Source organism: Rahnella sp. EDr1-12, assembly GCF_049206505.1.
GTDB classification, from domain to species: domain Bacteria; phylum Pseudomonadota; class Gammaproteobacteria; order Enterobacterales; family Enterobacteriaceae; genus Rahnella; species Rahnella rivi.
In genome coordinates, this window is record NZ_JBLZNY010000003.1 from 315,497 (window position 1) to 338,484 (window position 22,988).

Sequence of the window (22,988 nt, forward strand, 5' to 3'; positions counted from 1 at the left end):
ACACCCTGCTTTTTAGAACCAGGTTTCCATCTGGATGCCGAAATTCCACTGGCCGCCGGAGGTGAAGCCGTCCGTCCCGAACGAGTCGCTGGAAGAGTAGCTGTCCAGTTTGTGGCTCCAGTCCATGTAACTGGCGAAGAAACGGATTTCAGGACGGCTGAGCATATCGCTGATATCCCCCACTTTAAACGTCGGCGCGAAGGTCAGTTTGTAGAATCCGCCTTTCACTTTGTTGTTATTCTGATAGCCCTGCGGATCGAGATCCATGTACTGATAGCTGCCTTCATAGGCCAGTTCAAAGTTTTCGGTGATCTGCTGGATAAGACGGGTGTTAAAGGTCAGCCACTGATAATCATCGCCGGAGACGTAACGGTCTTTGCTCTGCTGCGCAAGGATCGCCGGAGCGATGTTCCAGTTTTTACTCAGCGGCGTGATGCCGTAAGTGGCCAGACGTACGGTACTGGCATCGTCGGTCAGATGGCCGTCCGAGCCCAGCGCTTTCACTTCTGCCCCTAAACCGTGACCGTACAACAGCGCTGTTTTGGATGTCCCTTCGCGCAGGCCGTAGAAGCTGTCGCCGTGGTAGGCCAGCAGGGTATGGAAGCCGGTATCCGCTGCGTTGGTGACGCCCTGTGTCCCGGTGTTTTCGCGATCCTGATTGTTTTTGGCACGCAGCCCGCTGACCATCCACTGGAACGGCCCGGCGAAGTTATTCGCCGTGACGATGTAGTTCTCAATGCGGGTGTCGTCATTGCTGTTGTTGTTATCGTCCAGATCGTCGAAGTTGCGCCCGTAAAGCGAGAAGTTACTTTTCAGGTTATCGCCCCACTTCACGTCATAAATCCCGCCGCCGGTGCCCGCGAGGAAAATGACGTCGGAATCGAGCCAGTGAATATCAAAGTTATCGCGGTCAAAGCGTTTACCCGCCCACAGCGTGGAGTCTTTCCACGGACCGGTGAACGTCGGCAGCGAACCCAGTTCCACAAACGCCTGACGAATATTCAGATCGCTGGTCGCGCCGGTCCAGTCGTTATAGCTGCGCTGGCCGTCGGCAAGCATCACCTTATAACGTGAGGTGGCGCCGCTGGCCATGGTCTGGTTGTGTTCCAGATTCAGCTCAACGTAGGTGTTGTTTTCGTTACCCAGACGGCCGACCGCGCCCCCGGTTTGTCCGGCTGGCGTCACGTAAGGGCCGCTTTCCGTCGAGGTGGCGGAATCATTCATGATCACGCCGGAACGGGCGTAACCGGTGAATTTAAACCCGCTGTTATCGCTGCTGCTGGTTTTGGTATTACTGGCTAACGTTTCGGTGCGTTTTGCCACATCCGCCGTTTGCTGCTGGGTAATTTCCGCCGTCTTCGCCACCTGACGGGTTTGCTGCTCGTTGCTGGCGGTGCGTGTTTCCAGCTGCTTCACCTGCTGTTCTGCCTGCGTTGCGCGGGCTTCGGCCTTGGCGGCGCGGCTTTCAGCCTGTTGCAAACGTTTTTCCATGGCGTTGAAGCGGGCTTCAATCGCACTGGCGGAAATATCGGCCCCCTGAGCCGCAGAAGAAAGAATAAGTCCAATAGCAACAGCAAGATAGCGAGGTTTCATCATCATTTTTATCCCTCAGAAGAAATGTAATTATTATGGGGAAAACTGTTTAGCTAAATTGCTAAACTGGTTTTCCTGAGCACAATAAGCACTCCCCCTGCCTTTAGGCAACGAAGTTCGCCAGTCTTGTAGTGGAATTGTGATCTTGCTGGCAAATCGTCACTGAATCCTAATAATTCATTTGTGCTTGATTAGCTAAACCGGTTCTTCTACTTTATCGACAGATGATTATCAGGATGAGAAAAAGGGAATGAAGATGAATAAGCGGGTTTGGGTATTGGGCGATGCCGTGGTGGATTTGATCCCCGAAGAAGATGGCCGTTTACTGAAGTGCCCCGGCGGCGCGCCGGCCAACGTGGCGGTCGGCATCAGCCGTCTTGGCGGAAACAGCGGTTTTATTGGCCGCGTGGGCAACGATCCTTTCGGTGCATTTTTGCGTAGAACGCTGGACGACGAAGCGGTGAACACCGACTTTATGCACCGCGATCCGCACCACCGGACCTCCACCGTGGTGGTGGAAAACGATGCTGACGGCGAACGATCGTTTACGTTTATGGTGCGCCCGAGCGCCGATCTGTTTCTGCAATCTGTCGATATTCCTGCGTTTTCCGCCGGAGAGTTTTTGCACCTGTGCTCAATTTCACTTTCCGCTGAACCTTCGCGTTCTTCCGCTTTTTTAGCCATGGCGCAGATGAAAGCGGCAGGCGGTCAGGTCAGCTTTGATCCGAATATCCGTCACGATTTATGGCCGGATGAAAATGCACTGCGCGAATGCCTCGACCAGGCACTGTCGCTGGCAGACGTGATCAAAGTGTCTGAGGATGAACTCGCGTATCTGACCGGCGAATCGCTGCTGTCAGAAGGCATTTTGCGGCTTTGTCAGCGCCACGATCCGGCGTTATTGCTGGTCACTCAGGGAAAAGACGGCGTGTCGGTGTACCGCAAACAGGATGCCTCGCTGATGCAGTATCCCGCGCCGAAAGTGCAGGCCGTCGATACCACCGGCGCGGGCGATGCGTTTGTTGCCGGGCTGCTGGCGGGACTGGCACAGCACGGCCCGCAACCGTCACCCGAGGCGTGGCACGCCATTATCCGTCAGGCGCTCACCTGCGGCGCGCTGGCCACCACCGCACGCGGCGCAATGACGGCGCTGCCGGATGCGCAGGCGCTGGCCGCCTTTAGGGATCAGGCGTTTTAAACATGTCATCTGGCGTATAAAAAAAACGGCGCAACCGCGATGGCTGCGCCGTTTCTCTCTTAACCTCCTGTTTTATTTCAGTTCCGGCCAGTAGTCTTTATTGGCTTCGATCAGATCATCCAGAATGGCTTTGGCGACAGACGCGCTCGGGACGGTTTTCGACAGCGTGATCGCCTGCCACAGCTTCAGGTAGGATTTCTCCACCCAGGCTTCGACCACCAGTTTTTCCACCGCCACCTGCTGGCCTATCAATCCTTGCTGGAACAGGGGGATCTTACCGACCGTCAGCGGTTCCGGCCCGCTGCTGCCGACAAGACACGGAATTTCGACCATCGCTTGCGGATCGACATTGGTGATAGCCCCCTCGTTCGGCACAATCAGCAGCATTCTTGCCTGCGTGTTGAACGCGATGGCCGTCGCCAGATCGACGATGTAAGACGCGTGTTCATCGATTTCCAGTTCACCGGCGGACGATTTCCCGGCCTGAGTAATGGCGGCGCAGGCGCTGAACACATGTTTTTCGCGATGCTCCATCACCTCATTGGCGCGGGTATGGTCAGGGTTGGAATGCGCGACGACGTAATCCGGGTAGAGGTAATATTTTAAATAGGTGTTCGGGAAAGTGGACGGATCCAGCGCCCAGACATCTTTGGCTTTGGCGAAGGTGTCATTCCAGCTGGCTTCGCTTGCCTGTTCACCGGTGTGAGGAACATAGCCATATTTCGCCACATGTTCGCGGATTTTGGGCATCAGATCGTTGCCATGTGCGTCTTCGATTGATGTCCACCAGCCGAAGTGATTCAGCCCGTAATAGCGCACGCGCATCTCTTTGCGGGATTTCAGCCCGGCAATCTCCGCCATGCGCCCTTCAATGCCGATAGGCATATCGCAGATGTTGAGAATTTTGGCCTGCGGGCGCAAACGGCGCGTCGCTTCCGCCACAATGGCGGCCGGATTGGAATAGTTGAGCATCCAGGCATCCGGTGAATACTTTTCCATGTAATCGACGATTTCCAGCACGCCGCCGATTGAGCGCATCCCGTAGGCGATCCCGCCCGGCCCGCAGGTTTCCTGTCCGACCACCCCGTGACGCAGCGGGATTTTTTCATCCTTTTCACGCATCGGGTATTTACCGACGCGGATGTGCGCCATCACGAAATCGACATCCGTGAATGCCGCACGGGGATCGGTGGTGTAGCTGAACTCAATCTCCGGCGCCTGCTCTTTGAGGATCACCTTGCACGCTTCGGCGACAATCTCCTGACGTGCGCCATCATTGTCATAAAATTTGATGGCCCGCAGCGGGAATCTCTCCTGATTCGCCAGTAACATCAGAACGATACCCGGTGTAAAAGTGCTGCCACCGCCTGCCACAACGACTGAGAATTTCTTCATCATACTGCCTCCGTAAGGGATGTTTCTGTCGGGGAACGCGCCCCGGATGTGGATGATTGTGTGAAAGCGTCTTGCTTCATCAGCGTCTCTATCTGGTCGCGCACCTGAGGAACGTGCAGACCCACGATGACCTGAATGGCGTTGCCACGCCGCACTACGCCGTGTGCGCCGAGGGCTTTAAAGATGTCGTCACTTTGCGTCAGCGCCATATCGCCCAGCGTGATACGCAGCCGCGTCGCGCAGTTGTTGAGGTCGATAACATTGCCGTGACCGCCGAGCGCCTGCAGATACCCGGCGGCCTGACCCTGTGAGGAAGACGGGGCCGTGCGGTCGCCGGTCTTTTTCTGCGCCTGATAATCGGCTTTGCTGTAGAGCTTGATTTCGCTGTCTTCGCGCCCCGGCGTTTTCAGGTTCAGGCGCAGGATCACCGTGCGGAACACCAGGAACCAGATGCCGGTAAACACCAGCCCGATACCGATTTGAGTGAATATCATTGCCGCGTGATTGTGGAACATCGGGATCCAGTTTTGCGGCAGGAAAGAATCGAGCAGGCCGCCGCCCATGTTGCCGACCACGCCGGCCATGTACATCAGCGTCGCCAGCGTGGCGGCCAGTAATGCATGGAGCGCAAACAGCAGCGGAGAAATAAACAGGAAGGTAAATTCCAGCGGTTCAGTGATGCCGACCAGCACGGCCGTGAGCGTTGCCGGGATCAGCAGCCCCGCCACTTTCACGCGGTTTTGCGGTGCGGCGGTGGCATAGATCGCCATCGCAACCCCCATCGACCCGAAGACTTTTGAGTTACCGAACAGCGCAAAGCCGCCCTGCGGGAACAGGGTTTTCAGCGGTTCGGTGCTTTGGCTGAAGGCCTGCAAATGTTCAGCCCAGTAAACCTGAATGCCGCCCTCGATCGCCGCCGGGCCAAAGACAAAGGGACCGTAGACGAAGTGATGCAAACCGGTCGGGATCAGAATGCGTTCGAGGAAGGTGTAAACCCAGACGCCCAGCGAACCGGAAACCAGCATGAAATGCTGCATCGAGAGAATACCGCTCTGCACTTTCGGCCACAGCAGCAGGGTCAGCCACGCGCAGGGGATCATCAGCAGGAAACCAATAATCACCACGAAGGAGCTGCCCTGAAAAATACCGAGGAAGACGGGAAGTTGTTTATCAAAAAAATGATTGTGTATTGAGGTAACAAGACCGGAAATAATAATCGCACCAATTATGCTGGTATCGAGTGTTTTAATTCCGGCAATCATCGCCAGCCCACTTTGCCCGCCGGGCTCAACGTTGAAATTAACGCCGAAATAATCTCCCCAGGTTAATCCCATGGCATTAATTAAATAATTCCAGGTCATAAAACTGACCAGCGCCGCCAGACAGGCACGGCCTTGTGCCTGTTTCGCCAGCCCGATAGGCAGGCCGATGGCGAAAATCAGCGGCATATTGCGAAACACCGTCCAGCCGCCTTCCTCAATAATATGAACAACTTGAGCGAAAAGGTTATCAGGGGTGGTGAGCGTTTCTCCCATGAACATCGGGTTTTGAAGCATAATCGCGATGCCCACCACCATTCCCGCAAACGGAAACAGTAATACCGGCGTAAACATCGCACCGCCAAAACGTTGGATTTGACTGAGCATATATAATCCTCATTTTACTTCGGGGTCAGAGTTTTTTATTAAAATGTTTTTAATGACGTTTTTTATTTTCTGATCAGAGAGTAGGAATAATGAAAAATAAGATCGCAAAATGATTAATCGTTTCGTGATCGCATTCATGCTTTTTCTGCAGGTGAAGTGATCTACTTTTCAGGCTTTTTCTATACACTGAAATTAGCGGGTCTTAAAACCCCGCAAGGCCAGAACAGGTTATTGAGGATTTACAGGGGCGTAACCGGCTTTCAAGGCCCGGCTACGGAGATTCGCGCACGGAGAAAGAGGTCTGCCGGTGATCTACAAAACGCTTGCTGAACGCTTAAGAATTCGCATTAATTCTGCCGATTTTGGCATCGGTGATGCTTTACCCAGCGAAAAAAAGCTGGCAACGGAGTTTGGCGTCTCGCGCATGACGCTGCGTAAAGCGGTGGACTTGCTGATCGAATGGGGGCTGGTGCGGCGCTGTCACGGTAGCGGAACCTTCGTCGCGCAAAAAGATGTCCAGCATGAAACGCGCGGGCTGATGGGGTTTTGTGAACTGATGAAACAGCTGGGCCGCCCGACGGTGAGCGAAGTGCTGGAGTTTAAGATCATGGGCGCGCCCCCGGCCATCGCCAGCCAGCTGCGCATCAAAACCGATGAGCGCATCTACTATTCGCGCCGCCTGCGGTCAGTAGAGGGCAAACCACTGGTGCTGGAAGACAGTTACATGCCTGGCCGTTTATTTGGCAATCTTTCGGTGAAGCATCTTGAAGGCTCTAAATTTTCCTACATTGAAGACGAATGCCATATCTGCATTGCCGGAAACTATGAAAGCTTCAGCCCGATCCTCGCCGACAGTACCGTCGCCGCCCTGTTTCACATCGCCGAAGGCACGCCGCTGCTGCGCCTGACGTCGCTGTCTTACAGCGATACCGGCGATTACATCAATTACTCAGTGATGATCCGCAACGCCAACGAATACCATGTGGACTACCATTTGCAGCGCAACAAATCCTGTACCGGTCACATACGGCCAGCCTGAGAGGTCAGCACTGTCGGAAGCGGATGTGGGGAAAGTCATAATGCGCGGTTTGGCTGAGACGTCATCAGGAAAAAAAGGGGAGATCAGAGAGGGAGCGGAAAATAGAATCTGAAGGGGCATCGTCACGCAGCCTGCTCTGCGTAGGGAGACAACAGGCCGCGATCTTCGGTAAGGTCGTTAACGTTACGCTTTGTTCACTGAAACAATTTCTTTAATGAAGGTGAAGTTAGAATCGCCGTGGTCAGTTTTAACCGTTGGATAAATTCTTTCTCCTTTCTTCACAAAGCCAGTGACTTCGTGGGTTGAGCCGTTCTTGACAGTAAAACTATCGCCAACACTGATCGAACTTTCGACTTCGCTCATAACAATCCTTAACTCGTGGTGCATGGAACTTCAAAAAACCAGGGTACGTCTTAATGCATGGTGCGGGTCGATGGTAGGCCTTTATGTGCCAGGTAGCCAGCGGTGTAGTCATAAAACCGCCAGCTCCGGTGTATCAGCGGGTTATTTCAGATCAGTATTGGCGTTCAGCGGTTCGCCGGTGGCGTAGAACTGGCCGCCTGCGATGTAGTGCAAACTGCGCAGCGACGGATCGGCTTCTTCGAAATGCCAGTGTCCGTTTTTGAACACGCGGGTGTCCGCCCAGGCACCGACAATCTCGCCGATAAACAGATCATGCGCCTGCTGGTTATGAGGCTCCGGGATCAGCTTACAGGCCAGCCACGCAGTGCAACCGGCGACGAAAGGTAAATCCCCCTGGCCTGCCATTCGAAACAGCTCAGTGCCGCAATTCGCCAGTTTATCCGGGTCATTGCGCAGCGTACGGTTACCCAGATCGTAGGTCATTTGCAGTTGCGCGACCGTGGGCACCTGAATCACGAAGTATCCGCTCTGTTCGATAAGCTCGCGCGTTCTGGCGATCTTATCCAGCACCACGGTCAGTTTTGCCGGTCTGAAATCCAGACCACACACCCACGAGGCAGACATCACGTTGTCCACGCCATCGTGATGCGCAGATACCAGCGCGGTCGTGCCGTGGTTAATCAGACGGTAGGCTTTTTCCAGTTCAACGGGAGCAAATTGTGGGGTCATTGGCGTTTCTCATAAAAAATGTCCGGCGTGCAGCATCGCAAAACTTCCGCCGGAACACTATTCATTCGGTGCGCTGTCAGGGATTTGAGGCGGCCTGACGCGGTTTGACCGCCTTGCGCAGCAGATGCACCGTCAGCGCCAGCAGGAAAATCAGCGCCTGAATCAACACGATGGTCGGGCCGGTCGCGGCATCAATATAAAAACTGATAAAGGTGCCGGACACCGCCGCCAGCAGTGACGCGGTGACCGCCACCGCCATCATTTTCGGCAGGGTTTTACACAGCAGAAAGGCGGTGATGCCGGGGGTGATCAGCATCGCCACCACCAGCACCACGCCGACCGCCTGCAACGCGGCAACAATGGTCAGCGCCAGCAGACACAGCAGCGCATAGTGGTAAAAACGCACCGGCAGCCCGATAACCTTCGCCTGTACCGGGTCAAAACAAAACAGCATCAGGTCTTTGAATTTGATGATAATCGCCAGGGTGACGATAAACGCGATGATCAGCGTTTGCAGCATTTCGCTGTCGGTGACGCCGAGCACGTTACCGAACAGAATATGGCTGAGATGCTGCTCGGTATTCACCCGCGAGAACAGCACCAGTCCGGCGGCGAACATGCCGGAAAACACGATGCCCATCACCGAATCTTCTTTTACACGGCAATGCTCCTTGATGAAACCGGTGGCGACTGCACAAAACAGGCCGGAACCGAACGCGCCGATCACCAGCGGGATCCCCGCCAGATAGGCCAGCACCACGCCGGGCAGCACCGCGTGAGAGATGGCGTCGCCCATCAGCGACCAGCCTTTGAGCACCAAAAAACAGGAAAATATCGCGCAGACCACGCTGGTGGCCGCGGCGGTGAGCAACGCGCGTTGCATAAAGTCGAAGCTCATCGGCTCCATCAGCACATCCATCCAGGCCATCATGCGCGGCTCCCTGAACGTTTAAGACGGAAATGATTCGCCAGCCAGCCGTGTTTCGGTGCGAACAAAAATGCCAGCAGGAAAACGGTGGTTTGCAGACAGACGATCACCCCGCCGGTGGCACCGTCGAGGTAATAACTGAGCCATGCGCCCACCGCGCTGGTTACCGCGCCGATCATCACTGAGATAATCAGCAGGTGCGAAAAGCGGTCGGACAGCAGATACGCCGTCGCGCCGGGGGTGATCACCATGGCGATCACTAAAATCGCACCGACGGTCTGGAGCGCCGCCACGCTGCACGCGCTGAAAATGGTGAAGAAAATCACTTTCAGCCACAGCGGAGAAAGGCCGACCGAGCGCGCGTGCGCTTCATCGAAAAAGACCGCCAGCAGGTCGCGCCAGATGACACACAGCACCAGAAGGGAAATGCCGACGATGATTTGCACCTGCAAAATGTCGGCGTCGTCGATGCCTAAAATGTTGCCGAACAGGATCGACTGCACGTTGACGGAGGTCGGGTTCAGGGACACCAGCAGCAAGCCGAGGGCGAAGAAGGTGGAAAAAACAAAGCCAATGATGGCGTCTTCACGCAGTTTGGTGAAATGGCGTAGCAGCGTCATGGACAGCGCGGCCAGAATGCCGGTGCCAAAGGCACCAATGGCGTAAGGGAAGCCCAGCGCATACGCGCCCGCCACGCCCGGCACCACGGAATGCGATAACGCATCGCCCATCAGCGACCAGCCCTTGAGCATCAGGTACGCGGACAAAAACGCACACACCGCGCCCACCCCCGCACTGACCCAGATGGCTTTCACCATATAGTTGTAATGAAACGGCTCAAGCAGCAGGTCAATCATTTCACCCGCCTTATCGGTGACAGGGTTTCTGGCATCGCGGCCGTTTCCTGCGGGACTAAATAGCCGATATTGCGCAGTGCGCCGCCGAACGTATTCTCAAGATTCGGATGGGTGAAGGTGGTGTCAAGTGGCCCGGCGGCGATCACCGTCCGGTTGATCAACACCACGCGGTCGCAGAAATCCGGCACGCTGGCGATGTTGTGGGTCGACACCAGGATCAGATGCCCCTCTTCACGCAGCTGGCGCAGCAGATCGATAATGGCGTTTTCTGTTTTGATATCCACGCCGGTAAACGGCTCGTCAAGCAACATCACGCGCCCTTGTTGTGCCAGCGCACGGGCAAGAAACACCCGTTTTTTCTGACCACCGGAAAGCTCGCCGATCTGACGCTGTGCCAGATCGGTCAGGCCAACACGCGCCAGCGCCGACGCCACCTGTTTTTTATCTTCCTGCGAGGGAATTCGCAGAAATGACATTTTGCCGTAGCGCCCCATCATCACCACATCACGCACCAGCACCGGAAAGTTCCAGTCCACGTCTTCAGATTGCGGCACGTAAGCGATCAGATTCTGCTTCAGGGCTTTGCTGACGTTCAGGCCATCAAGCGTCACGCTGCCGTGCGTCGGGCGAATAATGCCCATGATGGTTTTGAACAGGGTCGATTTGCCGCTGCCGTTGACGCCCAGCAGCGCGCAAATCGATCCGCCGCTCAGGCGGAACGACGCATTCTCTATGGCGGTGTGACCATTGTTGTAGGTCACCGAAATGTTATCAACGTCGAGATGCAGCGCGGTATCACTCATTGGCCGAATCCTTGCGCAATGGTGCCGACCGTGACTTTCAGCAAATCAATGTAGGTCGGTACCGGGCCATCCGCCGCAGACAGGGAATCGACATACAGCACACCGCCATATTTCGCGCCTGTCTCTTTGCTCACCTGTTTGGCCGGTTTATCCGAGATGGTGCTTTCGCTGAACACCACCGGGATGTTTTGCTGGCGCACCAGGTCGATCAGTTTTTTCACCTGCTGCGGCGTGCCCTGCTCTTCGGCGTTGATCGGCCACAGATAGGCTTCTTTCAAATCATAATCTTTCGCCAGATAGCTGAACGCGCCCTCGCTGGTGACTAACCAGCGCTGCTGAGCCGGAATTTTTGCCAGACGTTCGCGCAGCGGCGCATCCAGCCGGGTGATTTTTTCGGCATAGCTTTTGGCATTACGGTCGTAGGTCGCGGCGTTCTCAGGGTCGTATTTCACCAGCGCGGCGCGGATATTCTCCACGTACACCAGCGCATTTTTCGCCGACATCCACGCGTGCGGATTTGGGTTGCCGAGATAAGGCCCTTCCTGGATCGGCAGCGGCGCGATGCCGTCGGTGACGGTCGCGGACGGCACATTTTTGATGTTGGCAAAGAAGCGCCCGAACCAGCGTTCGAGGTTAAATCCGTTCCACAGGATCAGATCGGCAGACTGCGTTTTTACGATGTCACGCGGCGTCGGCTGATAATCGTGAATTTCCGCACCGGGTTTGGTGATGGACTCCACCGTGGCGGCATCACCGGCAACGTTCTGCGCGATGTCTTGGATCACCGTGAAGGTCGTCACCACTTTAAACTTTTTTTTGTCTTTCTCCGCCGCCGTTGCATTGCCGGTGATCAGCGCCACGACCATGCCGATCAGCATCAGCCGTAAACGGAACGGCGACTGACTGAATAGTTTTACAATGTTTTGTCCATTTCCCATGAATTTTCTCCTGTCACTCTGTCCGGCTGTCGGCGGTTTATTATTCAGGTATAGCATAGGCTATACTCCATAGCCAAGGCAAAGTTCGCAGAAATTGGTAGATATGTGTTGTTGGTTTACAATGCGGTTCGTTGTCGCGCAAAGCGGCGGCGGTAAGAAACCGTTGAGCAAGAAAGAGGCAGGCGCAGTGAAAGATAAAAAATTAAATCCGTTGCTGGATGTTGAAGAACACGCTCAGGGTTTTTTACAGGTGCGCGAGGCGCACCGACGGGAACTGATGGATGATTACGTTGAACTGATTTCCGATCTGATCCGCGAGTTTGGCGAAGCGCGTCAGGTGGATCTGGCTGCTCGTCTGGGCGTTTCGCAACCCACCGTGGCGAAAACCCTGAAGCGTCTGGCGAATGCCGGGCTGGTTCATCAGTTGCCTTATCGCGGCACCTTCCTCACGCCGGAAGGCGAGAAACTGGCGGCGGAAAACCGCGAGCGTCACAATGTGGTGGAAGCGTTCTTCATTGCGCTGGGCATCAGTGCCGAAACCGCACGGCTGGATGCCGAAGGCGTCGAGCATCACGTGAGTGATGAAACACTTGAGGCGTTCCGGCGCTTTACCGCAAGTCAGAAATCCTCGTCCTGACCCTGAAGGTTTGCCCCCGTCAACAGGGGCATTCCTTCGATACATTACGCCATTACCACTGATACCCTACCCCGACGGCGGCGCCCATTTCCCCCTGCGAGTTGCTGCTGCCGGACATTTTGGTCACCCATCTGCCATTTTCAGAAATAGTGGACACCCCCAGCGCGACGGAGGACTGATCCTGATACGTCCCTCCCCCCATGCTCACCATACTGGCGCCCGGCGCGTAAGGCTGCGGCAGACTGGCCATCGCCATGGCCCCGGCGATACCGGCACTCAGCTTGTCATTATTGTCATCCACCAGATTTTTCAACGCGCCGAACTTGTTATCCGTGTATTGGTTGGCCTGGGTGACGCCCGATGTTAACTGGCGAACGTTGACCGCATCGGTACCGCGGGTGCCTGTCGCCACGTTAGTTATCTGACGCTCAGCTCCCGCAGAACCTACCGATACCGAGTTGGCGCGATCGGCAAGGGAATCCGCCCCCAGCGCAACGGAATTTGCGGCAGAAGCGCGGGCATTCGAGCCGAGGGCGGTACTGTTATCCCCGGACGCGACGGCGCCGGCGCCCCCGGCAGTGGCCTCTTTGCCGCTGGTTACAGGTTTCGCACGTTTGCTGGTATTGCTGACCTGGAACATGCCCTCTGTCCCGCTGGCGATATTATTCACCCCGGCAGAAACCGCGCTGAGCTGGGCATAATTCACCGCGTCGCTGTCCTGTGTGCCTGCCGCAACGTTAGTGAGGGTGGTCGGGTCGCCGGACAGCGTGATTTTGCTGTAATTGGTCGTGCCGTCGCTGTTGAGATCATATTTGACGGAAAGCGTATCCAGACTCGCCATGCCGCCGTTGATGTTGTTTATCGCATCCGTCACCGCGTACAGCTGGGATCCGTTGACGGCGTCGGTGCTGGTGACGTTGATCTGCCCGGCGGCCACATTCGTGATGGTGCGTTCCGTGCCGGTATCGCCGACGCTGACCGTTCCCACCGGCGAGCTGCCTGCAAAAACATAGTCTTTCCCCTGAAGGGTGATGCCGGAAGTGGCGACCGTCGCCTGTGTTTTTGCGCCATCGCCCAGCGCCACGCTGTTCGCGGTGCCCGCCTGTGCTCCGTTACCGATAGCGACCGCGTTGGTTGCGCTGGCGGCAGCACTCTGCCCTATCGCCACGGCGTCCGCCCCCGTCGCCGAGGAATCAGCACCGGTTGAATTGGCGTGGGTGTATTTCGTGCCGCTGCTGTAGATGCTGTTAATACTGTTATTGGTTTCGGTCAGCTGAGAGAAGTTCACTGCATCGCTCGGCGCGGAGCCGTCCGCCACGTTGGTCAATATTGTCCCGCCGGTGTGGGTGCTGCTGTTATAGGCGCTGCCACCTGTCGTCATGCGGTTGTAGTTCACTGAACCGTCGGCGTTGGTGTCATATTTCAACGCATGGTTATCCAGATCGGTGAAGCTGAGATTCAGATTCTCAATGGCCTGATTGGTGGCAAATAGTTGCGAACCGTTCACACCGTCGGTGCTGTCTGAACTCAGCCGCCCGGCCGCCATGCGGGTCAGCGTGCGCTCGCTGCCGAGCGCGCCAAGGCTCACTGTGCCTGCGGGCGCCCCTGCGGCGAAAACATAATCCTTCCCGCGGATCTTCGTGCCAGTTGTCGCCACTACCGGAGACGTTACCGCACCCGCACCGAGGGCCACACTGTTGTTGATTGAGGCGGTCGCACCATAGCCAAAAGCAAGAGAGGAGGTGCCGGATGCCAGTGACTGCGCACCCAACGCCACCGCCGCCTGGCCGCTGGCTGACGCACGCCAGCCAAACACTGCCGATCCGGTGCCGCTGGCGCTGGCCCCCGAACCGAAGGCCATGGTCGAGGAGGCTGTCGCACTGGCGGTATCGCCGAGCGCAATCGAAGACACACCCGTGGCTGAGGCCGCGTTGCCAATCACAACCTGATTAGCATTCGCGCCGGCAACGCTGTAGCTGCCGGTGGCATCGCCGCCGATAACCACGCTGCCTTTTGACGAACTCACCGTGGCATTTTTACCGATAGCCACGCCATTGCCTGAACTGGCATCGACGGTCGCACCCGCACCGGTGGCCAGCGAATACGCCCCCTTCGCACCATCATTGTTGTAGTTCGCTCCCGCCGTGCCGCCATCATTCACGCTGGAATAATGCGTTTTGACTTTCGTCACTGAATCATTGAGCTGATCAACGTTGACCGCATCACCGCCACTGGTGCCCGCAGCGACATTGGTGATCCGCGTTCCTCCGCTTTTGGTCGTACTGCTGTACGTTGTTCCGCCTAACGTGATGTTGTTGTAGTCAAAGGATCCGTCCGGGTTGGTATCGTATTGCACATCGCTGCCGGTGACGGCCTGCAGTTGCAGGAGGCTAAGCCCGTCGGTGGCTCGTTTGCCCGCAGCCACCTTATCTGCAGATTCCGCACCCCCTGTTGCCTGAACGGCACCCTGCGCATTGGCCGGTAAAGATATCAGCGTCGCGGCCACGATACCCGTCAGGCCACTTATCCGTTTTATCTTTTGCCCTGCCAACTCCCCCGTGACGAACCGGACTTTCGATGCAAAATTCCAGGTCAGACGAGATATTTTAATCATTTCAACTCCCTTTGTGGCTCCATGCCATGAGTAGTGTGTACAGATCATTTGCAGCGGATAAGGCCGCTGCGGCCCAAGGCGGGCATATTTCAATGCCGGTATTTACTGAACGATGAAATAATTAACGCCTGAATGCCGTTAACGTTTTTACAAACATCTCTCTCCGACATTCAGTCATGCAATAACGGCTTCACTCCTGAATTCAATGAAATAAAAAAATGAAAAATACAAAATTCACAATGCATTGATTTTATTGAACTTAACAGCAATAACACTCAGAGAATTAAAACGGATTTCAGGAGAAGCGATTATGCTATCAGACAATTTTTAAAAAGGTAAACCCGAAAAAATCAATTTTAAATTACCTGCCGTAACGCTTTAATAATATAACTTACGCAGGTAATTAAATTGTAAAATCGTTTATTTTTGATTTACACCAGTTATTATTCAGGAAATAAAATGCTTTATGAGCCGGATATTTAAGAGCGAACTTTAAGCGAGGAAAATACCGGTGAATGGCCTTCACTTTCGCTATCTTTGCGGGCGGTTGAAAGGGAGAGGGTTTTATTGCAGCGAACGTCAGTATTTCGCGTTTCCGGAATTTTTTACACACAATTGCTGACGCATCCTTGTCCTGTTCCCCCTAATTCCACGCCAACCTTTCCGCTGGCAGCAGAGTATCTTTAGCCTCAGGAGAAGTGGCTTTTTTTTACGACTCCGCGCAACGGGTTTTCTATCTCAGAGGTGGTTATGAAGAGGCTGCTGTTGTTGATGCTGACCGCTGGCGTACTGATGTCCGTCAGTTCAGCGTCGTTCGCCTATGGCTATTACGGACAAGGTTATTATGGACACGGCTATTATGGGCATGGCTATTACCGGCACGGTGGCTATGGCCGTGGCTGGTATGGTCCGAACGTGGTGATCGGCATCCCGCCGCCGGTCTATTATCCGCCGCCGCCAGTGGTCTATGTTGCGCCTGCGCAACCACAGACTTACGTTGAGAAAACGCCAAACTATGCGTATTACTGCCAGAATCCGGCGGGCTATTACCCGCGCGTTCCCGCTTGTCCGCGGGGATGGATGAAAGTGGTAGTGGGCGATTCAGCACCCCGTTAACAGGTAATAAAAGTGATGAACAGGTTTACTCCGGTGGCAATGCTCGCCCTGGCCGCAGCGCTGACGGGCTGCGTTTCGCCCCCTACCCGGCCTGATGTAATGGTGCTGCCGGGCACCGGTAAAAGTTATCAGTCGTTCCGGATGGATGAAATGTCCTGCCGCAACGCCGCTTACGGCAGTGTTAACGGCGGCGCAGAAACCGCCAGTAATAATGCGGCGGGCACGGCGGCGGCAGGGACGGTGGTCGGTGCAGCGGCAGGTGCTTTGCTCGGCGCCGCCTCCGGTCATGCCGGACCGGGAGCATTGATCGGCGCGGGCAGCGGATTACTGATCGGCAGCGCCATGGGCAGCAACAGCGCCGGTGCCAGCAGCGGCGATTTGCAAGATCAGTACGACACGGTTTACACCCAGTGCATGTATGCCAAAGGCAACAAAGTGCCGGTTGACGCCGGTTACAGTGATAATCAGTATTCCCCGCCGCAGTCGCCGGTACCGCCGGATTACAACCCGGCGCCTCAGGAGGACAGCGGCGTGCCACCTGATTACGTCCCCTGACCGCTCAGGTTCACTGACACACTGTAAACACCGCTTAAAGGCTGCCCGCTTCCGGCAGCCTTATTTCATTACTGGCCGCACACTGGCTATATTTGCACCGCTCTGAGAAATGAACCAAAAGACCCCTGGCTGATACGTTGATTTCAATCAACGGGAGGGGATATATCTTTGTAAGGTTTGTCTGCTTATGTAGGAATATTCTAGTATTCAATAAAGATTTGCAAAATAATCCGACGCCAATAATATATTTCATTCACTGTCATTTAAAATTCTTTTATTTTCAACCTGTTGCGAAATTATTTTTGAAACATTTAATGACATTTATATAATGTTTTAAATTCACTTACATTGACGGTAGGAATAATACTATATATTATAAATGCCAGAATGATGGATGAATATAACGGAGGTAAACCATCAGAGTCACAACCCGTTTATCAAATGGAATTTTTTTAATTTAAAGGAATGAATTAATGTTGCGGATTGCAATTATTGACTCATGCACGTTGACTTTTTTGGGATTGGAGAATGTCTTCTCTCTGATTAACACATCAAAGAGCATTATTTTTAATCAAATCAGCGCAGAATACGCCTTAGATAAGAATAGCCAGAAATTCGATATTTACATTATCGAACCCGGCGCAGTGAGTTTTGAATACGACATAGACAAGTTTATTTATAACTTAAAAACGAACACCAAAGAAGACTGCAAGATAATCATTCTTAGCGATAATGTTATTGTTAACAGCCGGTTGTCAGACTTTCACCTGTGCAAAAACAATGCATTATCTAAAGTGTTTTTCTTTTTCGATAGCCTGCTGACGGGGAAATATGAATCTATATTGCCTTTCATTGAGGACTTCATTCTGACGAAAAATGAAGCGATTTTACTGCGGTGTTTGTCGAAGAACGCTAAGATGAAAAATATCGAGAAAATCACCGCAATACCGGCCTCAAATCTCTATTACTACAAATACAGCGCCATGAAGAAGTTAAAACTGAAGAGTACAAAAGAGTTGTTCAACTACCTAAATAAAGTGCTCAACCACTCCATCTGACGCCACCCCCTCTCTGCCCGTGCAGTGAGGGTCCTCATCACACCCTCATCCTCACGCCCTTTCTCCGGTTACTGCATCAGGTATTTATAAAGCTCAATCGAGTTTTTCAGCCCCAGCTTTTTCATCGCATTTCTTTTATGCGTGCTGACCGTCTTAACGCTGCGTCCGAGTTTACAGGCAATGGTGGCGTTGCTTTTCATTTGCTGTATGGCACTCAGCACTTGCCATTCCATCTCGGTTAAATGCTTTTTCGCCGCGCGGGTAAAATCATTATCTTTCTGTTTGAGGAACGGGCTCACCGCCATGTGATAGTTAAGGTCGGTCACGCCGGTGATCAACATTTTTCTGAGAATAGAAAAATCTTCCTGCTCGGAGATGATCATATCTACCTGAAGTTCTGCCAGTAAACTGAGCTTCTCGGCTTTTTCTATTTTGGTCATGACAATAATTTGTGGCGGGGTGTAATAAAAGCTCAGCCTGCGCAAAAACTTTATGGCGGCATCAAAGTTTGAGGACTCTTCTTTCACTTCCAGAATAATAAAACCCACGCTCATTCCAGGCCCTGAACGAAAGAATTCCGTTAATGATGAATAAGATCGCGGCTTCACTTTTGCTTCTTTAAGAATGTGCGAAATCGCCAGCATTTCATAATGGCCGGAATGGATTATCACTGTGTCTTTCATAAATTGTTCCATTAAAAATAAACTGCAATATCAGTAATACCTTCCGCCCGCCGCGCCATGCAGGGTTGCGTAAGCGATATATAAACTGTGTTTGCCCTTCCCTGTTAAACCTTAACTAAACCAGAACCCCTTATGCGTTCTCTTTGCTGACACATTACGACATAATATGTCAGTGCCTTATTTTACTGCCTTAGGATAATTCTCTCAACGCAACAATCATAATTCTCAGTCTTAACATTGTCGAGAGCCCGTACCGGCAGAGAGCGCAATTCAGAATATTAAGAAATTTTCGCGATAATCTACAAAAAAGCCCTGCCCGCAGAATTAAAAACCGCAAAACAGAAAACGAAAGGTGAATAATGCCAGCAGGAAGGCTGTTCTGACAGATATAGTGCCTGGGGGGATTGTTGAGGAATTATTATTGCAGTCTGATTGACATTTACATGCTGAAAATAAAAGGCGTTTAAATTTAACTTGCCATTTACACTATGTCACAACACATAAACATTCTCACTGCATTCGAGCAGGCTGACTAAGAATTTTCGCGTTTTTTTCGCGAAATTTCTAATTAGTGAGATCTATAAGATTTTCCGCACGAATCGCTCACGCACAACCACGCCAGAGGGCCGTTGGCCGCTGACGTGGCTGCATGGGCTGGTCAGCCGTGATTAACGTCAAATGGCGCACGGCCATTCAGCCAGTCATCAATCACCTTCAGCACGCCCTCTTCCCGGTTGGATGGCGCACGGTATTTGGCAGCCGCTTTTGCCGGTTCAGAGGCGTTTTCCATCGCGAAACCGTATCCGGCGTAGCTGAGCATTTCCAGGTCGTTCCCGCTGTCACCGAAGGTCATCACTTCTTCATCGCGAATGTCATAACGCTGCTGGATTTTCTTCAGGCCGTTCGCTTTATGATTACCGGTAATGATCAGGTCAATCGATCCGTGGCCGCTGGTGACCGGCGCAACAATGCTGCCGAGTTGCTGGGTGATTTCCCCCATCAGCGGATACACGTCATCTTCCACATAGCTGAGCGCAAATTTAAAAATAGTGTCATCGATGTGCGCGTAGGTCGGCACTTTGCTCAGACGGTGGTAGTAATGGCTCATGCGACGGATGAACTCTTCATCGGTGCCCTCGAGCACGTAAGCCCCTTTTCTGCCGCAGACAAGGTTATTGATGCCTGGCGTGCGGCCAATCCATTGCAGGACCTGAGAGACTTGTTCACGCTCCAGGCTGGCGCAATACAGCTCCTGCTTTTTATCGACCACGTAAGCGCCACCTTCGGCGACATAGGCGATCTGGTCATCCAGCTCATCAAAGAAGGATTTCAGCTGGTAATACTGGTTGCCGCTGGCAACCACGAATTTGATACGGCGACGCAATAATTCCTGATACTGCTCGCTAAAACGCGCCTGGTTATATTCGCTATATTCATTCAGGAACGTGCCATCCATGTCGACGGCGATAAGTTTTACGGCCATTGCAGCTCCTACAGGGTCAGATGATAAAAGGCGAAAACAGAAAAAAAGCGGGCGTTTTACGACCCGCCCGCGGTTCAGTGTGACTCAGTTATCCCAAAATCATTAATATTTTAATTTGTACGCGCCGAAGGTGATGATCAGGAAAGCCGCCGCGACGCCAGAGAATGCCACGTACAGGCTTGAGAGATGCGCGATAAACCCGATCAGCGCCGGGCCGCCGAGCACGCCGAGATAACCCAGCGTCGCCACCATCGCCACCGACATATTGACCGGCATGACTTTCTCCTGCCCTGCGAGGGTGATCAGCACCGGCACGATATTCGCCGCACCAATGCCCACCAGCGCAAAACCACACAGTGGCAGGATCCAGCCCGGTAACAGCACCACCATCAGATAACCGGCAATGCCCAAAATGCCGCCCACCACCAGCACACGTTTACGCCCCAGCGCGCTGACGATGGCGTCGCCGGTCATGCGCATCAGCGACATTGCGACAGCAAAGACGGCAAAACCCCAGCCCGCATGTTCCAGTGCCAGACCACGTTCGCGCGTCAGGAATACGCCGCCCCAGTCAAGTACCGCGCCTTCGGCCATAAAGCAGATCATGGCCATCACCGCCATCAGTACCAGGCGGAAGTTAGGCCGTGGTTTGGCTTTTCCTTCAACGTGCTCTTCCTCGTGCGCGCCAAACGGCAACAGGCCACGACAGGAGTACGCGGTCACGATAATCACCAGTGCGATGGCGTAAAACGTACTGCCGAGCGGTGAAACGCCCGAGCTCAGCAGTAACGAACCGCCGCCGGCTCCGGCGATACAGCCGACGCTCCATAAGCAGTGAAAACCGGACATCAGCGGCTTATCCGCGGCCTGCTCGACCAGCGTTCCCTGCACGTTCACCGAGACATCTGCCAGCCCGATGCCCATGCCGAAAATGAACAGGCTCACCGCCAGCAGCCAGATGTCGCTAAACAACGCCAGCAGCGGCAGCATCAGGCAATACAAAATGACCGAGGCGATGATCACCCCCCGGCAGCCAAACCGGCCAATCAGCCGTCCGGATCCCAGCATGGAGAGTAACGAACCGGCGCCGAGGCACAGCAACAGCAGGCCGAGATCCCCTGCTTCCGAATGCGTGCGTAACTGCGCGTAGGGCACCAGCGCGGCCCAAAGTCCCATCGCCATGCCGGTGACAAAAAAGATTGAGCGGGTAGCGACCCGTTTGGCCGGGCTCCCGATGTGGTCAGGCGTATCAGGTAGTTCAGATGAGAGTGACAAAAGGCGTTCTCCGACGGTCAGATGAGTTATTAAAAGTCTTTTAATAAGTGCCGAGTATATTGGCGTCCGGAAACTAAAGTCAATGCGCGCCGGTCTGCGTGCTGAAGGCGACGTGACGGTTATAGTTGTTTAACGTCAGTTCGGTGATGCCTTGCAAATAATCCTGACGCATCGACGGCCTGTACACCAGTTCAGGCATATGCTCCTGTGGAATGTGCTGGTGGCAGCGCGCGAGTAATTCCGGGATGAGCGCCTGGCTGATTTTCGGGCCGGACAGCGCGATAGTCATTGGGTTGATGATCGCCGCCAGCGAGACAATGACTTTTGACATTTCGTCGGCCACCGGCAGTTTATCCATCCCGCTGAACGGCAGATTAGACACTTCACCGGCAAACTGGCTGGCGCCCTGCAAGACCTGCCCGTTGATCACCATGCCACAACCGAGGCAAGGCACTTCCGGTTTGAAAATATAGGCCACCGGCGCAGTGACTCCGGCGCAGCTGCTGCGGTAAAAACCGTAGGCGGTGTAGTTCATGTCATTGTCCACCTGCACATAAATAGCGAAACGCTCGCGCAGCTCCTGCTCCACCGGCACACCGGCGAAGGCGCTGATGTCGCAGGTCGCGACCTGCCCTTTCACCACCACCCCCGGCAACCCCAGCCCCAGCGCGGTGATGTTCGGATACTGCGCCAGGATACCGGCGACAAGGTGATAAAACCCCTGCCGGTCCTGCGGCAGAAACCGCTCTTCACCCTGCGCCAGACATCCGCCAATGGCAGTATTCACGGTCCAGACGATCTGTGCGGCGGCGTCACTTCCCTGCACATAAATACTCAGCACCGAGAAATAATCCGGGTTGTACGCATACCGCTGCGCAGGGCGGCCACCGCGCGACACCTCACGTTCCAGCGCCAGCACTTCACGGCTGCCGCTCAGTTCATTCAGCACGGTGCCGCAGGTGGCGACGCTCAGCCCCGTCGCGACCGCCAGCTCAGCTTTGGTCGCAGAGCCCAGTGATTTCAAAGCATGGGTGACCAGCACCACATTATTGATTTTCATTTCACGGGTTGTACGGTTGAGCGGAGTAAACATATGGCCTCGGGCAGACAGGTAAGAATGGCGGGTAATTTAGCACAAAGTGGAACCGGTAAGCGCCTGCGGTTACCCCATGTTCAGCACGCGTCGGGTGAGTTCTGTTTCGGCCACACCTTCGTCATGCCCGTCGGTAAAACAGGCACCGGTCACCGCTTCGCGCAGATCCGGGAAGTGGTAGACAGCATTCACGCATGACGGCCCGCCGCCAGAATGCCCCACAGACCGCCCGCTCTCGCCCATTGCGCCGCTCATCAGCCCCAGCGCGTAACCGCATTCGGTCCATGGCCGCCCTGCAAGGGCACCGCCGAGAAGACGGGTCACCTGCATGTCGGCCAGCGACGCCGCGTTCAGCAGATTGCCGCTGAATAACCCGTGCAACAGTCTGGCCGCGTCGCGCACATTGCCGGTCAGGCAGCCGTGATACACCCAGCCCGGATGGTAAGTGCCGGCGGCGGCGCAGTGAAGCCGGGCGAACTGTTCGCGGGTGGCGGCAAGGGTTATGCTGGTCAGCCCGAGCGGTGTCGTGATGAAGTCAGCCACCAGTTGGGCAAAACTCCGTCCTGAGGCGGCTTCGATGTGTTCCCTCGCCAACATGTAGCCGACATTGGAATAAGACCAGCCCTCGCCTGGCGCAAACAGCATGCCGTTGGCTAACGTGGCACTGAGTAGCCTGTCGCGTGACCAGGGTTGATCACCGGGAGCCACCGCGTCGTGATAAGCCTTCAGTGCGCCGTAATCCGGCAATCCGGCGGTGTGACTGAGCAGTTGGCGCAGCGTGTAAGCCTCGCCGTCAATCCCTCTGTCCAGATCCACCGCGCCGTTTTCACGCAGCTTCAGCGCACAAATCGCGATCGCGGTTTTGGTGAAGCTCCAGTAAGGAAAGCGGGCATCGGCATCGCCTTCGCTCCTTTCCTCACCCGAGGCGGAAATACAATAAGAATGGAATTCAGGCATGACTGACCTCATGGCATGAAAGAAAACG

21 protein-coding genes are annotated in these 22,988 nt (G+C 54.5%); 6 read left to right on the forward strand and 15 right to left on the reverse strand.

The features are described 5' to 3' along the window. Positions 1-12 precede the first annotated feature (12 nt). Positions 13-1,599 carry a carbohydrate porin gene (locus ACO0U8_RS15230; RefSeq protein WP_056775053.1) on the reverse strand — a complete coding sequence of 529 codons (1,587 nt, stop codon included), beginning with the start codon at positions 1,597-1,599 and terminating at the stop codon, positions 13-15. Positions 1,600-1,849: 250 nt separating this feature from the next. Here ACO0U8_RS15230 and ACO0U8_RS15235 point away from each other — a divergent pair, with 250 nt between their 5' ends. Then, entirely contained in the window at positions 1,850-2,791 is a 942-nt protein-coding gene (locus tag ACO0U8_RS15235) for an aminoimidazole riboside kinase (protein WP_421671135.1), read from the forward strand. Positions 2,792-2,863: 72 nt separating this feature from the next. Here the strand turns inward: ACO0U8_RS15235 and ACO0U8_RS15240 are convergent, their stop codons facing one another. Continuing rightward, the gene (locus ACO0U8_RS15240; protein ID WP_122096967.1) at positions 2,864-4,186 is read right to left on the reverse strand and encodes a 6-phospho-alpha-glucosidase; all 1,323 of its coding nucleotides are present in this window, start codon (positions 4,184-4,186) and stop codon (positions 2,864-2,866) included. Then, a complete protein-coding gene (locus ACO0U8_RS15245; RefSeq protein ID WP_421671136.1) occupies positions 4,186-5,832 on the reverse strand; it encodes an alpha-glucoside-specific PTS transporter subunit IIBC in 1,647 nt (548 codons plus the stop codon). The genes ACO0U8_RS15240 and ACO0U8_RS15245 overlap by 1 nt, the downstream gene beginning before the upstream one ends. Positions 5,833-6,139: 307 nt before the next feature. Here ACO0U8_RS15245 and ACO0U8_RS15250 point away from each other — a divergent pair, with 307 nt between their 5' ends. Further along, positions 6,140-6,871, forward strand: coding sequence for a GntR family transcriptional regulator (locus ACO0U8_RS15250; protein ID WP_056775062.1), 732 nt, complete (start codon positions 6,140-6,142; stop codon positions 6,869-6,871). Positions 6,872-7,054: 183 nt separating this feature from the next. Here the strand turns inward: ACO0U8_RS15250 and ACO0U8_RS15255 are convergent, their stop codons facing one another. The 6 genes from ACO0U8_RS15255 to ACO0U8_RS15280 form a co-directional block, all read right to left on the reverse strand. After that, positions 7,055-7,234, reverse strand: coding sequence for a hypothetical protein (locus ACO0U8_RS15255; protein WP_056775066.1), 180 nt, complete (start codon positions 7,232-7,234; stop codon positions 7,055-7,057). A 141-nt stretch (positions 7,235-7,375) separates the two neighbouring features. Beyond that, positions 7,376-7,963, reverse strand: a complete 588-nt coding sequence (locus tag ACO0U8_RS15260) for a flavin reductase family protein (RefSeq protein WP_421671137.1) — start codon at positions 7,961-7,963, stop codon at positions 7,376-7,378. Positions 7,964-8,039: 76 nt separating this feature from the next. Further along, positions 8,040-8,894: a metal ABC transporter permease gene (locus ACO0U8_RS15265; protein WP_122096909.1), complete on the reverse strand. Its 855-nt coding sequence runs from the start codon at positions 8,892-8,894 to the stop codon at positions 8,040-8,042. Continuing rightward, a complete protein-coding gene (locus tag ACO0U8_RS15270) occupies positions 8,891-9,748 on the reverse strand; it encodes a metal ABC transporter permease (RefSeq protein WP_056775072.1) in 858 nt (285 codons plus the stop codon). The genes ACO0U8_RS15265 and ACO0U8_RS15270 overlap by 4 nt, the downstream gene beginning before the upstream one ends. Further along, positions 9,745-10,551 carry a metal ABC transporter ATP-binding protein gene (locus ACO0U8_RS15275; RefSeq protein WP_136377398.1) on the reverse strand — a complete coding sequence of 269 codons (807 nt, stop codon included), beginning with the start codon at positions 10,549-10,551 and terminating at the stop codon, positions 9,745-9,747. The genes ACO0U8_RS15270 and ACO0U8_RS15275 overlap by 4 nt, the downstream gene beginning before the upstream one ends. Continuing rightward, the gene (locus tag ACO0U8_RS15280) at positions 10,548-11,489 is read right to left on the reverse strand and encodes a metal ABC transporter substrate-binding protein (RefSeq protein ID WP_421671138.1); all 942 of its coding nucleotides are present in this window, start codon (positions 11,487-11,489) and stop codon (positions 10,548-10,550) included. The genes ACO0U8_RS15275 and ACO0U8_RS15280 overlap by 4 nt, the downstream gene beginning before the upstream one ends. Positions 11,490-11,676: 187 nt before the next feature. Between ACO0U8_RS15280 and mntR the strand changes: the two genes are divergently transcribed. Beyond that, positions 11,677-12,126 carry a manganese-binding transcriptional regulator MntR gene (gene mntR / locus ACO0U8_RS15285; RefSeq protein WP_122096966.1) on the forward strand — a complete coding sequence of 150 codons (450 nt, stop codon included), beginning with the start codon at positions 11,677-11,679 and terminating at the stop codon, positions 12,124-12,126. 52 nt (positions 12,127-12,178) lie between these two features. Here the strand turns inward: mntR and ACO0U8_RS15290 are convergent, their stop codons facing one another. Next, positions 12,179-14,740, reverse strand: a complete 2,562-nt coding sequence (locus ACO0U8_RS15290; RefSeq protein ID WP_421671139.1) for a YadA family autotransporter adhesin — start codon at positions 14,738-14,740, stop codon at positions 12,179-12,181. 750 nt (positions 14,741-15,490) lie between these two features. Between ACO0U8_RS15290 and ACO0U8_RS15295 the strand changes: the two genes are divergently transcribed. The 3 genes from ACO0U8_RS15295 to ACO0U8_RS15305 all read left to right on the forward strand — a co-directional run bounded on the left by ACO0U8_RS15295 (position 15,491) and on the right by ACO0U8_RS15305 (position 17,469). Continuing rightward, entirely contained in the window at positions 15,491-15,856 is a 366-nt protein-coding gene (locus tag ACO0U8_RS15295) for a hypothetical protein (RefSeq protein WP_056775083.1), read from the forward strand. A 15-nt stretch (positions 15,857-15,871) separates the two neighbouring features. Beyond that, positions 15,872-16,411 (forward strand): glycine zipper family protein, encoded by a 540-nt coding sequence (locus tag ACO0U8_RS15300; RefSeq protein ID WP_056775086.1) that lies wholly within the window; start codon positions 15,872-15,874, stop codon positions 16,409-16,411. Positions 16,412-16,884: 473 nt separating this feature from the next. Continuing rightward, positions 16,885-17,469 (forward strand): helix-turn-helix transcriptional regulator, encoded by a 585-nt coding sequence (locus tag ACO0U8_RS15305; RefSeq protein WP_056775089.1) that lies wholly within the window; start codon positions 16,885-16,887, stop codon positions 17,467-17,469. Positions 17,470-17,537: 68 nt separating this feature from the next. Here the strand turns inward: ACO0U8_RS15305 and ACO0U8_RS15310 are convergent, their stop codons facing one another. The 5 genes from ACO0U8_RS15310 to ACO0U8_RS15330 all read right to left on the reverse strand — a co-directional run bounded on the left by ACO0U8_RS15310 (position 17,538) and on the right by ACO0U8_RS15330 (position 22,960). After that, positions 17,538-18,023, reverse strand: a complete 486-nt coding sequence (locus tag ACO0U8_RS15310) for a helix-turn-helix transcriptional regulator (RefSeq protein WP_162997903.1) — start codon at positions 18,021-18,023, stop codon at positions 17,538-17,540. A gap of 787 nt (positions 18,024-18,810) precedes the next feature. Next, the gene (locus ACO0U8_RS15315) at positions 18,811-19,635 is read right to left on the reverse strand and encodes a Cof-type HAD-IIB family hydrolase (RefSeq protein WP_056775095.1); all 825 of its coding nucleotides are present in this window, start codon (positions 19,633-19,635) and stop codon (positions 18,811-18,813) included. Between the two features lie 102 nt (positions 19,636-19,737). Then, positions 19,738-20,910 (reverse strand): MFS transporter, encoded by a 1,173-nt coding sequence (locus ACO0U8_RS15320; RefSeq protein ID WP_056775098.1) that lies wholly within the window; start codon positions 20,908-20,910, stop codon positions 19,738-19,740. Positions 20,911-20,989: 79 nt separating this feature from the next. After that, positions 20,990-22,003: an ROK family protein gene (locus tag ACO0U8_RS15325; RefSeq protein WP_421671140.1), complete on the reverse strand. Its 1,014-nt coding sequence runs from the start codon at positions 22,001-22,003 to the stop codon at positions 20,990-20,992. 69 nt (positions 22,004-22,072) lie between these two features. Beyond that, positions 22,073-22,960, reverse strand: a complete 888-nt coding sequence (locus ACO0U8_RS15330) for a serine hydrolase domain-containing protein (RefSeq protein ID WP_421671141.1) — start codon at positions 22,958-22,960, stop codon at positions 22,073-22,075. Positions 22,961-22,988: the final 28 nt, after the last annotated feature.

What these genes read in the sequence shown, in the direction of transcription:
- ACO0U8_RS15230 (WP_056775053.1), bottom strand. Translation starts at nt 1,599, where the DNA reads ATGATGATGAAACCTCGCTATCTTGCTGTTGCTATTGGACTTATTCTT.
- ACO0U8_RS15235 (WP_421671135.1), top strand. Translation starts at nt 1,850, where the DNA reads ATGAATAAGCGGGTTTGGGTATTGGGCGATGCCGTGGTGGATTTGATC.
- ACO0U8_RS15240 (WP_122096967.1), bottom strand. Translation starts at nt 4,186, where the DNA reads ATGAAGAAATTCTCAGTCGTTGTGGCAGGCGGTGGCAGCACTTTTACA.
- ACO0U8_RS15245 (WP_421671136.1), bottom strand. Translation starts at nt 5,832, where the DNA reads ATGCTCAGTCAAATCCAACGTTTTGGCGGTGCGATGTTTACGCCGGTA.
- ACO0U8_RS15255 (WP_056775066.1), bottom strand. Translation starts at nt 7,234, where the DNA reads ATGAGCGAAGTCGAAAGTTCGATCAGTGTTGGCGATAGTTTTACTGTC.
- ACO0U8_RS15260 (WP_421671137.1), bottom strand. Translation starts at nt 7,963, where the DNA reads ATGACCCCACAATTTGCTCCCGTTGAACTGGAAAAAGCCTACCGTCTG.
- ACO0U8_RS15265 (WP_122096909.1), bottom strand. Translation starts at nt 8,894, where the DNA reads ATGATGGCCTGGATGGATGTGCTGATGGAGCCGATGAGCTTCGACTTT.
- ACO0U8_RS15270 (WP_056775072.1), bottom strand. Translation starts at nt 9,748, where the DNA reads ATGATTGACCTGCTGCTTGAGCCGTTTCATTACAACTATATGGTGAAA.
- ACO0U8_RS15275 (WP_136377398.1), bottom strand. Translation starts at nt 10,551, where the DNA reads ATGAGTGATACCGCGCTGCATCTCGACGTTGATAACATTTCGGTGACC.
- ACO0U8_RS15280 (WP_421671138.1), bottom strand. Translation starts at nt 11,489, where the DNA reads ATGGGAAATGGACAAAACATTGTAAAACTATTCAGTCAGTCGCCGTTC.
- ACO0U8_RS15290 (WP_421671139.1), bottom strand. Translation starts at nt 14,740, where the DNA reads ATGATTAAAATATCTCGTCTGACCTGGAATTTTGCATCGAAAGTCCGG.
- ACO0U8_RS15295 (WP_056775083.1), top strand. Translation starts at nt 15,491, where the DNA reads ATGAAGAGGCTGCTGTTGTTGATGCTGACCGCTGGCGTACTGATGTCC.
- ACO0U8_RS15300 (WP_056775086.1), top strand. Translation starts at nt 15,872, where the DNA reads ATGAACAGGTTTACTCCGGTGGCAATGCTCGCCCTGGCCGCAGCGCTG.
- ACO0U8_RS15305 (WP_056775089.1), top strand. Translation starts at nt 16,885, where the DNA reads ATGTTGCGGATTGCAATTATTGACTCATGCACGTTGACTTTTTTGGGA.
- ACO0U8_RS15310 (WP_162997903.1), bottom strand. Translation starts at nt 18,023, where the DNA reads ATGAGCGTGGGTTTTATTATTCTGGAAGTGAAAGAAGAGTCCTCAAAC.
- ACO0U8_RS15315 (WP_056775095.1), bottom strand. Translation starts at nt 19,635, where the DNA reads ATGGCCGTAAAACTTATCGCCGTCGACATGGATGGCACGTTCCTGAAT.
- ACO0U8_RS15325 (WP_421671140.1), bottom strand. Translation starts at nt 22,003, where the DNA reads ATGTTTACTCCGCTCAACCGTACAACCCGTGAAATGAAAATCAATAAT.
- ACO0U8_RS15330 (WP_421671141.1), bottom strand. Translation starts at nt 22,960, where the DNA reads ATGCCTGAATTCCATTCTTATTGTATTTCCGCCTCGGGTGAGGAAAGG.